14 protein-coding genes are annotated in these 13024 nt (G+C 68.1%); 11 read left to right on the top strand and 3 right to left on the bottom strand.

Annotated features, from left to right (window positions below):
- The first annotated feature begins 6 nt into the window (after positions 1-6).
- A complete protein-coding gene (locus SNAS_RS28145) occupies positions 7-255 on the top strand; it encodes a hypothetical protein (RefSeq protein ID WP_211207262.1) in 249 nt (82 codons plus the stop codon).
- On the opposite strand, the gene SNAS_RS28140 is transcribed toward SNAS_RS28145, so the two are convergent.
- The gene (locus tag SNAS_RS28140; RefSeq protein ID WP_013020888.1) at positions 256-1443 is read right to left on the bottom strand and encodes a low temperature requirement protein A; all 1188 of its coding nucleotides are present in this window, start codon (positions 1441-1443) and stop codon (positions 256-258) included.
- 177 nt (positions 1444-1620) lie between these two features.
- On the opposite strand from SNAS_RS28140, the gene efeU reads away from it, so the two are divergent.
- Genes efeU through efeB form a run of 3 tightly spaced genes read left to right on the top strand, consistent with a single transcriptional unit; the run spans position 1621 to position 4910 of the window.
- Positions 1621-2484: an iron uptake transporter permease EfeU gene (gene efeU, locus SNAS_RS28135; protein WP_013020887.1), complete on the top strand. Its 864-nt coding sequence runs from the start codon at positions 1621-1623 to the stop codon at positions 2482-2484.
- 23 nt (positions 2485-2507) lie between these two features.
- Positions 2508-3638 carry an iron uptake system protein EfeO gene (gene efeO / locus SNAS_RS28130; RefSeq protein ID WP_013020886.1) on the top strand — a complete coding sequence of 377 codons (1131 nt, stop codon included), beginning with the start codon at positions 2508-2510 and terminating at the stop codon, positions 3636-3638.
- 21 nt (positions 3639-3659) lie between these two features.
- Entirely contained in the window at positions 3660-4910 is a 1251-nt protein-coding gene (gene efeB / locus SNAS_RS28125) for an iron uptake transporter deferrochelatase/peroxidase subunit (RefSeq protein WP_013020885.1), read from the top strand.
- Positions 4911-5178: 268 nt separating this feature from the next.
- Here the strand turns inward: efeB and SNAS_RS28120 are convergent, their stop codons facing one another.
- Positions 5179-5481, bottom strand: a complete 303-nt coding sequence (locus tag SNAS_RS28120) for a hypothetical protein (protein WP_041625226.1) — start codon at positions 5479-5481, stop codon at positions 5179-5181.
- 90 nt (positions 5482-5571) lie between these two features.
- Between SNAS_RS28120 and SNAS_RS28115 the strand changes: the two genes are divergently transcribed.
- Positions 5572-5868: a hypothetical protein gene (locus tag SNAS_RS28115; RefSeq protein WP_041625225.1), complete on the top strand. Its 297-nt coding sequence runs from the start codon at positions 5572-5574 to the stop codon at positions 5866-5868.
- A 117-nt stretch (positions 5869-5985) separates the two neighbouring features.
- On the opposite strand, the gene SNAS_RS28110 is transcribed toward SNAS_RS28115, so the two are convergent.
- A complete protein-coding gene (locus SNAS_RS28110) occupies positions 5986-6975 on the bottom strand; it encodes a helix-turn-helix transcriptional regulator (RefSeq protein WP_052305175.1) in 990 nt (329 codons plus the stop codon).
- Between the two features lie 230 nt (positions 6976-7205).
- Here SNAS_RS28110 and SNAS_RS28105 point away from each other — a divergent pair, with 230 nt between their 5' ends.
- The 6 genes from SNAS_RS28105 to SNAS_RS28080 all read left to right on the top strand — a co-directional run bounded on the left by SNAS_RS28105 (position 7206) and on the right by SNAS_RS28080 (position 13021).
- Positions 7206-7934: a phosphocholine cytidylyltransferase family protein gene (locus tag SNAS_RS28105; RefSeq protein ID WP_013020882.1), complete on the top strand. Its 729-nt coding sequence runs from the start codon at positions 7206-7208 to the stop codon at positions 7932-7934.
- Positions 7922-8977 carry an iron-containing alcohol dehydrogenase family protein gene (locus tag SNAS_RS28100; protein ID WP_013020881.1) on the top strand — a complete coding sequence of 352 codons (1056 nt, stop codon included), beginning with the start codon at positions 7922-7924 and terminating at the stop codon, positions 8975-8977. Before SNAS_RS28105 ends, SNAS_RS28100 begins: the two co-directional genes overlap by 13 nt.
- Positions 8964-9848 (top strand): ABC transporter permease, encoded by an 885-nt coding sequence (locus tag SNAS_RS28095; RefSeq protein WP_013020880.1) that lies wholly within the window; start codon positions 8964-8966, stop codon positions 9846-9848. The genes SNAS_RS28100 and SNAS_RS28095 overlap by 14 nt, the downstream gene beginning before the upstream one ends.
- A gap of 65 nt (positions 9849-9913) precedes the next feature.
- Complete coding sequence (locus tag SNAS_RS28090; protein ID WP_013020879.1) at positions 9914-11338, top strand: UDP-glucose dehydrogenase family protein; 1425 nt, start codon at positions 9914-9916, stop codon at positions 11336-11338.
- A gap of 59 nt (positions 11339-11397) precedes the next feature.
- The gene (locus tag SNAS_RS28085; RefSeq protein ID WP_013020878.1) at positions 11398-12330 is read left to right on the top strand and encodes an endonuclease/exonuclease/phosphatase family protein; all 933 of its coding nucleotides are present in this window, start codon (positions 11398-11400) and stop codon (positions 12328-12330) included.
- Between the two features lie 112 nt (positions 12331-12442).
- A complete protein-coding gene (locus SNAS_RS28080) occupies positions 12443-13021 on the top strand; it encodes a hypothetical protein (protein ID WP_013020877.1) in 579 nt (192 codons plus the stop codon).
- Positions 13022-13024: the final 3 nt, after the last annotated feature.

Below are 13024 nucleotides of genomic sequence, written 5' to 3'. Positions count from 1 at the left end.
TCCTGAATGAGAAAGGAACGTGCCATGGACAACCTGTGCCCACACTGCGGATGGCCCGACGCCGAGCCGTACCAGGTCATCTCCCGTCGGCTGACCCGCGACAGCACTCAGCTGTCCTGGGTGCGCTGCGCCTGCGGTTCGCTGCAGATGCGCCAGCAGCCCCGGGGTGGTGAGGTGAGCGTGCTGACCCGTGGCCGTCCCACCAGCGACATGTCGAACCTCGGCAATGGACACTCCGAGCTGCCTTCGCACTGATCAACCCGGGTTCGCCTCCCGGGCCAGGCGATGGTCGAGGACGGCGATCACGGCGACCAGCACCACCAGGCAGGCCGCGATGACCACGATGGACGACTTCAGCAGCGACGGCGCCACCAGCACGGCGATGACGGCGACCAGCACCGCCACGGTCATCTGCCAACAGGCGCGCGGGAATATCTGGAGCACCCCCACTCCGAGCAGATACACAGCGACCGGAACGGCGACGGCGTACCCGACCGTCGTCGCCCCCAGTTCCGCATCTCCACGATGGACGGCCACGGCCACCTGCAACCCGGCGCCCACGGCGGCGACCGAGGCGAAGATCAGCAGGTGGCCGTAGCCCCATTTCAGGGCCTTGGCCAGGCTCGTCAGCAACATGACGTGCCCCGGCTGATCGAAGTAGACCCACCACATCGCGAACACGATGACCAGTCCGGCACCCGCCAGCAGGTACAGCTCGACGCCACCGGCCCCGGCCGCCCGCGCCGACTGCACCGAGGTGGTGGCCGCCAGGATGCACTCGCCCAGCACGATGATGGTGAACAGTCCGTACCGTTCGGCGATGTGGTGCGGATGCCACGGGGTGACGTTGACCCGTTCGGCGAACGGCGGCACCGCCAGTTCCAGCAACGCGAACACCACGAAGGCCGGGATCTGGAACTTCGCCGGGACCCACAGCCACCCGACCCAGAAGCACTGCACCACCGCGATGCCGCCCGCGTACCGCAGCGCCGTGACCCGACGCGCGGGATCGCAGGCCGCAGCGCGCAGCCACTGCCCGATCATCGCCACCCGCATCAGGACGTAGCCCGCGACCATGACGGTGTAGTTGTGGACGGAGATCGTGTCGCCGACCCCGGCGGCCATCACCAGCGCGCCCGACATCTGCAACAGCGTCAAAAGCCGGTAGGGCACGTCGTCGACGTCGTAGGCCGAGGCGAACCAGGTGAAGTTCATCCACGCCCACCAGATCGCGAAGAACGCCATGGCGTAGTAGACGACGCCGGATCCGATGTGGTGCTCGACGAAGGCGTGCTCCAGTCCGACCGCCGCCTGCGCCACCGCGACGACGAAGACCAGGTCGAAGAACAGTTCCAGGACGGTCGCGGCGCGATGCGGCTCGTCGGGATCGCGGGGACGCATCACCCGCCGCCACAGTTGTCCTGAGTGTCCCAAGGCCGTCATGTCCATCCTCCTGTGTTCGCGTCGCCATCACGGTAGGCGATACGGGGGCGAACAGGGCGGTGTTGCACCAGGGTGATTGTGCCGGGTGGATCGATGTTCTAAGGTATGGCTAAGCTCAGCTTAGGTATGGCTAAGTTAAACAACCCGTCGTATTCGCCCCCACACCCGAAAGCCCCCATGTTCGACACCCTGTTCGCGACATTCCTCATCGGCCTACGCGAGGGCCTCGAGGCCACGCTCATCGTGAGCATCCTGGTCGCGTACCTGGTCAAAAGCGACAAACGCAAGTACCTGCCGCACGTGTGGGGCGGGGTCGCCGCGGCCGTCGTCATCACCGTCATCGCCTGGGCGGTGCAGCACTACGGCACCCGGGAGCTGACCCCCGACGGCCGGGAACTGTTCGAGGCCATCACCTCGATCCTGGCGGTCTGCTTCGTGACCTGGATGATCTTCTGGATGCGCAAGGCCGCCCGCCGCATCGCCGGGGAACTGCGCGCCAAACTCGAACAGGCCATCAAGATGGGGCCCGTCGCCGTGGTGACCATGGCGTTCCTGGCCGTCATCCGGGAGGGCCTGGAGACCGCGGTGATCCTGGAGACCCAGACGACCGCCAGCCAAGGTGGGACCGAGGCGCTGCTGGCCGCGATCGTCGGCATCGCCGTTTCGGTGGCCATCGGCGTCGGCATCTACTACGGCGCCGTCAAGATCAACCTGAGCCGGTTCTTCACCTGGACCGGGGTGCTGCTGATCTTCGTGGCCGCCGGGATCTTCAAGTACGGCATCCACGACTTCCAGGAGGTCGGCGCGCTGCCCGGCCTCAACACCTTCGCCTTCGACATCTCCGGCTGGTACGCCCAGGACTCCTGGTACGGAAACCTGCTGGAGGGCATGTTCAACATCACCGCGACGCCCAGCGTCGTCGAGACGATCGCCTGGGTGGCCTATGTGGTCCCCGCCCTGACGTTCTTCCTGTGGCCCAGCGGAAAGAAGCCCGCGCCCGCCGCAGCCCCCAAGTCCGAAGAAACCGCTTCGGCGAGCTAGTCCCCGCAATAGGAAGTAGAGAGATGCGCAAGCCCGTGTTCGCCGTCGCCGTCGCGGCACTCGCCCTGACCGCCACCGCCGCCTGTGCCGAGAAGGCCAAGGAAAGTGACGACGGCCCGATCGCGGTGACCGCCACCGACGACAGCTGCGAGGTCGCCTCGACCAAGGCCAAAGCCGGAACCGTCACCTTCAAGGTCAAGAACGACGGCAAGAAGGTCACCGAGTTCTACGTGTACGCCAAGGGCGACCGGGTGATGAGCGAGGTCGAGAACATCACCCCCGGCAACACCCGCGAACTCATCGTCGAACTGCCCGCCGGGAAGTACGAGACCGCGTGCAAGCCCGGCATGGTCGGCGACGGCATCCGGGGCAAGTTCACCGTCACCGGCAAGGCCGAGAAGCTGACCGAGGACGAGAACCTCGCCGACGCCGTGAAGTCCTACAAGCGCTACGTCGCCAAGCAGTCGGAGGCGCTGGTCGACAAGACCGGCGAGTTCGTCGACGCCGTCAAGGACGAGGACATCGACAAGGCCAAGGAACTGTTCCCGATCTCGCGGACCTACTGGGAGCGCATCGAGCCGGTGGCCGAGATCTTCGGCGACCTGGACCCGCGGGTCGACGCCCGCGAGGACGACTTCCCCAAGGGCCCCAAGGACCCGGAGTTCGGCGGTTTCCACAAGCTGGAGTACGACCTGTGGATAACCAAGGACGTCTCCAAGTCTGGCAAGGTCGCCGACCAGCTGCTCAAGGACGTCAAAGAGGTCGTCGACCGGGCCGAGAAGGAGGAGCTGACCCCGCTGCACCTGGCCAACGGCGCCAAGGAACTGCTCGACGAGGTCGCCACCTCCAAGATCACCGGCGAGGAGGACCGCTACTCGCACACCGACCTGTGGGACTTCGCCGCCAACCTGGCCGGTTCGGAGGCCGCGGTTGCCTCGCTGCGCCCGGTCATCGACGAGAAGGACCCCAAGCTCGGCAAGAAGCTGGACGAGAAGTTCGCCGCCGCCGAGGAGGCGCTGGGCGAGCACGCCAAGGGCGACGGCTGGCGGCTGTGGGACGAGTTGTCCAAGTCGGAGCTGAAGGAGCTCTCCGACGCCATCAACGCGCTCGGCGAACCGGTCAGTGAGGTCGCCGGAGTCGTGTCCAAGAAGTAGGACAGGTAAGGAAACCCCGTCATGGAACGGCGCAAACTCTTCTCGCTGGGGGCGGCCGGGGCGGCCGCCGTCGGCACCGGCTTCGCGGCCGGGCAGCTGGTACAGGTCAGCCCGGCCGTGGCCGACGGCAACGACGCCGCAAACCCGGTGAGGTTCTACGGGAAACACCAGTCGGGCATCGCCACGCCCGCACAGGATCGGCTGCACTTCACGGCCTTCGACGTCATCACCTCCGATCGCGACGAACTGATCGGGCTGCTGAAGGACTGGACCGAGGCGGCGGCGCGCATGTGCGACGGCGACTTCGCCGGGCCGGGCGGCGCGGTGGGCGGCAACTACGACTCGCCGCCGCAGGACACCGGTGAGGCGCAGGGACTGCCCGCGTCGGGGCTGACCGTGACCGTCGGGTTCGGACCGTCGCTGTTCGACAAGGACGGCGAGGACCGGTTCGGCATCGGCGACCGGCGTCCGGAACTGCTGGAGGAACTGCCGCTGTTCCGGCGCGACGACATCGACCCGAAGATCTCCGGCGGCGACATCTGCGTGCAGGCGTGCGCCAACGACCCGCAGGTCGCGGTGCACGCGGTGCGCAACCTGGCCCGGATCGGCTTCGGCAAGGTCAGCATCCGCTGGTCGCAGCTGGGTTTCGGGCGGACCGCGTCCACCTCGTCGACGCAGTCGACGCCGCGCAACCTGATGGGCTTCAAGGACGGCACCGCCAACCTGAAGGCCGAGGAGACCAAGGAGCTGAAGAAGCACCTGTGGGTCGGCGCCAAGGACGGTCCTGAGTGGATGGCGGGTGGCTCGTACCTGGTGACCCGCAAGATCCGGATGCAGGTCGAGACCTGGGACCGCACCTCGCTGTCGGAGCAGGAGACGATCTTCGGCCGCGACAAGAGCGAAGGCGCGCCACTGACGGGCTCGAAGGAGTTCGATGAGCCCGACTTCAAGGCCAAGGCCGACGACGAACTGGTCATCGGCACCGTCGCCCACGTGCGGCTGGCGCACCCGTCGCAGCACGGCGGGGCGCGGATGCTGCGGCGCGGCTACTCGTTTGTGGACGGCTCGGACGAGCTGGGGCATCTGGACGCGGGACTGTTCTTCATCGCGTACCAGCGCGATCCGTCCAAAGCGTTCATTCCGGTACAGAAGGCGCTGGCGGACAACGACGTGCTGAACGAGTACATCAAGCACGTTTCCAGCGGAATCTTCGCGTGCCCGGCCGGGGTCGAAGGCCCCGAGGACTACTGGGGACGGGCGCTGTTCGAGTAGCGGCTGTCTTGTAGACGCCATTGCCCGATAGTCGCCAGCTGAACCGGTTCACATCGACTCTGCGCGTGGTTAGGCTCACGCCAAGCTCTCAAAAAGAGATTGGTGTATTTAAATGTCGCGACGCAGTGTGACGGCACCGGCCCGGCAAGCAGCCGCTGCTCGGAGGCGGCTGCCTGCCGGACCCGGTGGCGGCTCACGGCCCCGCCGCCGTGCCACAGGCGCGGGCAGCGGACGGGCCGTCGCGCGGCTAGCGCCAGCCGCGAGCTGCCTACGGCGGCCGCGCGAGCGCGTCGACGGCGACACGGCTCGCGAACTCGGCCTTGCCGCGGTCGTCGAGCGGCGCGCGGGCGGCTCGCGTTGCCAGCCTTGGCCGCGCGGGCGTTGCTTCGGCTTTGACGTGGCTCGCGAGCTCGGCCTCGCCGCGATCGTCGAGCGGCTCGCGGGTGGCTCGCGTTGCGGGCTTTGGCCGCGCGAGCGCGACACTGAATTCGGCCTCGCGCGAGCGTGGGCCGACATCGACCTTGTCGCGGGGGTTGCCCCGCGCTGTCGTCCGGTCAGCCCGGATCCACACACCCCGGACCCACCCGAACCGTTGTGTGGCTTCGGTTCGCGCCTCGACACGTCGGCACCCGGCACGCCGACGAGCCGAACGGGCGGGTTCGTGGATTCGCGGCTGACCGGCGACGGCGTGCGGTCTCGCGTCGCCATCACCGGCGACAGGACGATCTCGGTGACCGACACGGTCGTGGGGGAGGTGAGTGCGGTCGGTGCGGCCGATGACGTGTTCGCGGCCCTAGCGTCGTCGGCGACCCGGCCGCCGCCGCACCCGGCGATGTACCCCGAGGAGGGCGGTACCGCCGATGGCGCCACCCACCCCAACCGGTCACCGGGACCTCCGAACCCGGTGTGGTGTCCCCCGGCGTCCCGACGTCCCGCCCCTGACGTCAGGCGCCACTGAAACGGGCCGCGGGCCACGACGACCCCCTCTCCCGCCGGTCGTGGTCCGCGGTCCGCTTCCCACGGCGGCGAGCCGAGGTCCCCACCCCTCGGCTCGCGGCCCGGGGCGGACCGATGCTCAGCCCTCCAGCCAACCCTGCCGGGCGGCCTGTAGACCGGCCTGGAAGCGGTTGGCCGCCCCCAGTCGTTCCAGCAGCCGGTTGACCCGGCGGCTGACGGTGCGGTTGCTGATCCCGAGCCTGCGCGCGATCGCCTCGTCCTTGACGCCCGAGGCCAGCATCCCCAGCAGCTCCCGCTCCTCGGGGTCGAGCGGCCCGTGGGTGGCGCCCACGGGGTCGAAGATCGGCAGCGCCTTGGCCCACAACGCTTCGAACAACGCCGTCAGCGCCGTCGTCAGCGCCGAGGGATGCACCAGGACCGCGCTGTTGGACACGTCGCCCTCCAGGGTGATCGGCAGCAGCGCCCGGGAACCGTCCACCACCAACAGCTTCAGCGGCACCTCCGGCAGCATCCGGGCCTGTTCGCCCGCCGCGGTCATCTTGCGGATGTTGTCGTACAGCTCCGGGTTCTCCAGCACCTCGGCGGCGTAGATGGCCCGGTTGCTGACACCGCTCTCCAACGAGAACTCCTCGGCGGGCTCGATGCTGTTGGCCGCAGCGTAAGGCGGGGTGTCCAGCACCGCCACCTCCGAGCGGGCCGAGGTGATCAGCGCCCGGATGGTGGTCTCCAGGTGGTGGCGGCCCCGCACCAGTTCGGTGAGCGGCGAGGCGCCGATGCGGGTCTGACCGTCGAGGAAGTCGTCGGTCAGGTCGGTCACCGCCGCCACCGCGCGCTCGATGCCGTCCTGCTGCCGCCGCAGCAGCGCCGACATGCCGATGCGGGGGTCGACCGGACGGGCGGTGCCGTCGTCCTCGGTGTCGATGAGACCCAGGCCGCGCAGCAGTTCGCACAGTTCGGGCAGGGCGGCGGCGTCGACGGCCGCGGCCTCGGCCAGCGTGGCCGGTGAGGCCCTGGGGTCGGCCAGGATGGCTCGGTAGACGCGTTCGGCGGCCGCGGTGAGCCCGACGCCGTCCAGAAGTCGTTGCCAGGAGCGGGGCATGGTGCTCATGATGCCTGAGTGATCCATAAGTTTGGGTATGCCCATACTTCACGCTCTAAACGGGCGGATGTGACCCTGGTGGCGAGCGGATGACCGATAAGTAACGCTCGCGGTAGCATTGTCGCCTGCGTCCGTCGCGCTGTCGCCGCATATCATTGCTCGCTCGCGGCACCGTACGGCGGCGGACGAACCGCCTAGGGCGCGCTTTCTGGCAAGACCGACCTCAGGAGTATCACAACGTGCGTGGTGTAGTGCTGGCCGCCGGTCAGGGACAACGCTTGAAACCGGACACCGACGACCTGCCGAAGACGCTGCTGCCGGTGGACGGGGACGTCACGATCCTCGACATCGCGCTGCGGAACCTGGCCGCCGCCGGGGTCGGCGAGGTCGGGATCGTCGTCGGATTCGCGGCACACGCCATCGAGGCGCGGGTCGAAGCCCTGCGGGAACGCTACGGGCTCACCATCGAGCTGATCCACAATGACCGGACGGACTGGAACAACGCCTACTCGCTGTGGCACGCCCGCGATTTCTACGCGCAGGGCGCGCTGCTGGTCAACGGCGACACCGTCCACCCTGGCAGCGTCGAGAAGACGCTGCTGGCCGCCGAGGGCGACGGCATCCTGCTGGCCACCGACGCGGTCAAGGAACTCACCGACGAGGCCATGAAGCTCCAATGTGGTGCCGACGGTGTGGTCACGACCGTCACCAAGCAGATGCCGGTCGAGTCCGCCTACGGCGAGTACATCGGGGTCTCGCGGATCGGCGCCGACATCGCCGCCGAGCTCACTGACGCGCTGGTGCGGACGTACACCAGCGACCCCAATCTGTACTATGAGGACGCTTTCCAGCTGCTCGCGGACGCGGGCCCCAACGTGCACGCCGTCCCGATCGGCGCCGTGGACTGGGTGGAGGTCGACAACCACGCCGACTGGGCCGTGGCGCGGGAGGTCGCATGCCGCTGCTAGCGCGCACCGTGACGGCGCCGCTGGCTGTCGAGGTGCACGCGGGCGCGGTGCGCCATCTGGGCGAGCTGCTCGCCGACCGGCGGATCTCCGCCGGGGGTGAGGTCGCCGTCGTCGTCGGGCCCGGCATCGGCAAGGAGGCCGCCGAACAGGCCCGTGAGAGCCTGGCTCGCGCCGAGGTGCTGACCATCGACGCCGGTACCCACGGCGGCGCCCTGGAACTGGCCACCAAACTGCGCAGCCGCAACTTCGACGCCGTGGTCGGCATCGGCGGCGGCCGGGTCATCGACACCGTCAAGTACGCCGCGTTCCGGCAGGGACTCCCGATGGTCTCGGTGGCCACCAGCCTCGCCAACGACGGCATCGCCTCCCCGACAGCCTCCCTGGACCGCGACGGCCACTCGATCTCCTACGGCGCACAGATTCCGATCGCCGTCATCGTGGACCTGGACTTCGTCCGCCGCGCCCCGGCCCGGCAGCTGTCCTCCGGGGTCGGCGACGCACTGTCCAATCTGTGCGCCACCGCCGACTGGCAGCTCAGCCACACCGAGACCGGCGAACCCATCGACGGGCTGGCCATCGCCATGTCCCGCGGTGGCGCCGAATCGGTGCTGCGGCACCCCGGCAGCGTCGGCGACGACACCTTCCTCGCCACCCTGGCCAACGCGCTGGTGCTCGGCGGCACCGCGATGGCCGTGGCGGGCACGTCGTTGCCCGCTTCCGGTGCCTGCCACGAGATCGCGCACGCGATCCAGGAACGACACCCCACCGTGGCCACCCACGGCGAGCAGGTGGGGATGGGAGCGCTGTTCGCCACTTACCTGCGCGGCGACGAACAGCTGTTCCGCGAAATGGCCCATGCGATGAAACGGCACCACCTGCCGCGCATCCCTTCGGACATGGGGCTTACGGTTGATCAATTCGCGGTCGCGGTCGCCTACGCGCCCAAGACCCGGCCCGGCAGGTACACCATTTTGGAACATCTGTCACTTGACGTTTCCGATCTGCGCGACAGGATTACGGAATTCTGCGATGAACTCTCCTGACACACTCGTTACCTCCAGGCCCAAGCGGATCTTCCCGAAGACCACGGGACTCACCGCGCTGTGGCGGCACCGGCAGACACTGCGGGTGCTGGTGCAGCGCGACCTCGCGGTCAAGTACCAGAAGACCGTCATGGGTTACTTCTGGTCGCTGCTGGAACCCATGGGACTGGCGACGATCTACTGGTTCGTCTTCGGCGTGGTCATGCAGGTTGGCGCCCGTGGCGACAGCGCGCTCGAACACGTCGACTACAGCCTGTACATCGTGTCCGGGATCTTCGCCTGGATGTGGGCGAGTTCCGCGATCAGTGAGGCGACCACCTGCCTGACGTCGCAGTCGTCCCTCATCACGACGATGAAGGTGCCCCGCGAGGTGTTCCCGGTCGCGCGGGTCGTGGCCCGATTCGCCGAGTTCCTGGCCGGCATCCCCATCATTGTCATCTTCGCGCTGCTCGGCCGAGGCATCAGCGCCGGGACCTTCGGCTGGAACCTGCTGCTGCTGTTCCCGGCGGTCGCCCTGCAGGCGGTGCTGTTGACCGGACTGGCGTTCATCCTGGCCTCGCTCAACGTGCTGTACCGGGACGTGCAGCGCTTCATGCGGCTGGTCACCCGGATCCTGTTCTACGCGGTGCCGAGCATCTACCCGCTGGCTCTGGTCCTGAAGTCGGACAACCTGCCGGAGTGGGCGAAGTCCATCTACCTGGCCAATCCCTTCGTCGTCATCGTTGAGATTCATCACGAGGCGTGGATCCCAGGGCTGAACAACCTCACCTGGCAGATGATCACCACCAGCGTCGCCATCAGCGTCTTCCTGCTGTTCTTCGGCCGCTGGATGTTCCACCGACTGGAGCCGATGGTGCTTAAGGAGCTTTAAGCTCGTCGAAGCCCCTATGAAACACTGAAACTCAAGCACAGACATCAACGATAGGCACTATTCGCATGCGCGCCAGCAGTACCAGTCTCCCCAACGAGGGCGAATCCATCGTCGCCTCCGGTTCGCCCCGCCCCCGCCTGACCTTCATCGGCGTGGGCCCGCTCGGCGGCACCTACGCCGCCTGTTACGCGGAGCTGGGCTACGAGGTACTCGGATACGACGTCGACTCCGGCCGGATCGAGAAGTTCTCGGCCGGGGAGATGCCGTTCTACGAGCGCGGGCTGGACGACCTGGTGCGCAAGAACGTCGACAACGGGCGGCTGCGCTTCACCACCGACCCCCAGGAGGTCGCCGACTTCGGTGACGTCCACTTCCTGTGCGTCGGCACCCCGCCGCGCAAGGACTCCGACTCCGCCGACCTGGCCTACATCGAGTCGGCGGTCACGACGCTGGCGCCGCTGCTGACCCGCCGCTGCCTGCTGGTCGGCAAGTCCACCGTCCCGGTCGGCACCGCCGCCTGGGTGCAGCAGCTCATCGACAAGCACTCCTCGCCCGACGTCGAGGTCGAGGTCGCCTGGAGCCCCGAGTTCCTGCAGGAGGCCAACGCCGTCGACGACGTGCTGCGCCCCAACCGGATCGTGCTGGCCGCCCAGAGCGAGTGGGCCGACGAACTGCTGCAGGCCGCCCACAAGGGAGTCTTCGAGCTGGCCGCGATGGAGGACCGGGAGGTGCCGCTGGTCAAGACCGACTTCGCCACCGCCGAACTGGTCAAGGTCGCCTCCAACGCGTTCCTGTCCACCAAGATCTCGTTCATCAACGCGATGGCCGAACTGTGCGAGGCCTCCGGCGGCGACGTCAACGCGCTGGCCCGCGCCATGGGTTACGACTCCCGCATCGGCCACCGGTTCCTGCGCGCCGGTATCGGCTTCGGCGGCGGCTGCCTGCCCAAGGACCTGCGGGCGCTGGCCGCGCGCGGCAAGGAGCTGGGCGTCGGCGAGTCGATGCGGTTCCTGGCCGAGGTCGAGGACATCAACCTCAACCGCCGCACCAAGGTGGTCCGGCTGGCCGCCGAACTGTGCGGACGCGAGAACGGCCCCAACGGCCCGGAACTGTCCGGCCTGAACATCACCGTGCTGGGCGCGACCTTCAAGCCCGACACCGACGACGTCCGCGACTCCCCGGCCCTGGACATCGCCCGCCGCATGTCCAACGAGGGTGCCACCGTCACCGTCTACGACCCGATGGGCATGGACAACGCCCGGATGTTCCGCCCCGAACTGCGCTACGGACACACCCTCACCGAGGCCGTCGAAGGCGCCGACCTGGTGTGCGTCCTGACCGAGTGGGAAGAGTTCCGCCACGTCGACCCCGAGGCGCTGTCCGACCTGGTCGCCAAGCCCCGGATCCTGGACGGCCGCAACGCCCTCGACCCGCAGCTGTGGCGCAACGCCGGTTGGACCTACCGGGGGCTCGGCCGCGCTGCGGACTGATTGTGGCAACGCGTGGGTAACCTCTTCGCACCCGAGGAGAGCCGCGAGGAGCCGCGCCCATGCGTAGATCGATCCGTTTCGCCGTCGCCGCAGTAGTGGCGGCGGCGGGGCTCGCCGTCGCGCCGCTGGCGGTCGCCGACGAGGCGACCGAGCTGAACGTCCTGTCCTGGAACACCTGCGGCGAGGCCGGCGGCAAACGCGGCGACGCGGGATTCTGTCCCTACCGCGACGATCCACAGGCCAAAGTGGATGTCATCGCGGATCTGGTGGCCGAGCGCGACCTCGACGTGATCCTGTTGCAGGAGGTGTGCGCCGAGACCGCCGACAGCCACCTGGGGCGGCTCAAGACGGCGCTGGGCGACGACTGGCAGATCGGCAACGCCCGCGGCGCCCGGCCCGACGGCCGCACCGACTGCCGGGGCGACCTCAACGGCGAACTCGGCGTCGCCATCGCCATCAAGGCGTCCAACGCCGAGTTCACGTCCAAGCAGACGCTGCCGCCGGACCCGACCGGGCAGAGCAAGCAGACACTGCCGACGCTGTGCGCCACCACGACCGACTGGCCGACCACGGTGTGCACCACCCACATCCTGGCCGACCCCGAGGACCCCCGGCGGCCGCAACAGGTCAAGAACGTCCGCGACTACGTGTGGCCCAGCCGCGCCAACCTCGTCCTGGGCGGCGACTTCAACCTGTTCCCGGGTTCGTCGACGCTGAAACCGATCTCGGACAACTTCCACGAGTGCGACGGCCGTTCCTACGGCAGCGGCGACAAGGTCGACGAGACCACGCACCACGCCTGGACCGGCGACGACACGCACGTCTACCGCAAGCGGGACCACATCTTCGCCAGCAAGCCCGACAGCGGCACCAACTTCGGCTCCTGTGACTCGCGCACCGACCTGATGGACACCACCGAGAACGAACCCGACAGCGGCCCGCCCAGCGGGTACTCCGACCACGCGCCGCTGCTGGGAACCGTGACGATCTGAGCCGGGATCAGCGGCGATGTGGCCGCCGCGATTTCGACCCGGCTGGCCGATGGCGAATCCCGACGCCGCCAGTATGCTCGGGTCCGTTGACAGTGTGGGACAAGGAGTAACCGTGTCAGGTAAGTTCGGGCGCTTTCGTCGCGGCGTCGCGATCACGTTCATCGGCGTCCTCGCCGCCGGTCTGGCCGCCTGCACCGGCGACAACGGTTCGAACGGCGACAAGGACTCCGAGGGCGGCGCCAAGCCGCTCGCCGTCGAGTACGACGTCCCCGAGGGCTTCAAGGAGAACAAGGACATGAAGCCGATCACCCCGCTGGCCAAGAACCACGAGGTGAAGTACTTCTCCCTGGACGGCAAGGAGAGCGAGTCCATCTTCGTGGCCTCCTACGTCATCGACGTCGACACCACCGACCTCGACCGCGACGAACTGCTCGAACTGGTGCGCCAGTACGACGACAAGGTCGACAACCAGGGCAAGGGCGACCCCTACGCCGCCGTCGCCAACGGCCACCCCGGTTTCCACAAGTGGACCAAACAGGCCACCAAGACCGGCGACGAGCAGTTCATCACCTACGACGCCGAGTACTTCTTCGAGGGCAAGCGCATGGTGCAGGTCGGCTGCCAGTACAAGGACCAGGAAGCCGAGATCGCCAAGGCCTGCCGCACCGTGCTGGGCTCGCTGGAGTTCTGAGGC

Origin of the sequence: Stackebrandtia nassauensis DSM 44728 (genome assembly GCF_000024545.1) — a bacterium.
Lineage (GTDB): Bacteria > Actinomycetota > Actinomycetes > Mycobacteriales > Micromonosporaceae > Stackebrandtia > Stackebrandtia nassauensis.
Note: the sequence above shows the minus strand (reverse complement) of the source record. Positions and strands in the feature narration are given on the sequence as shown.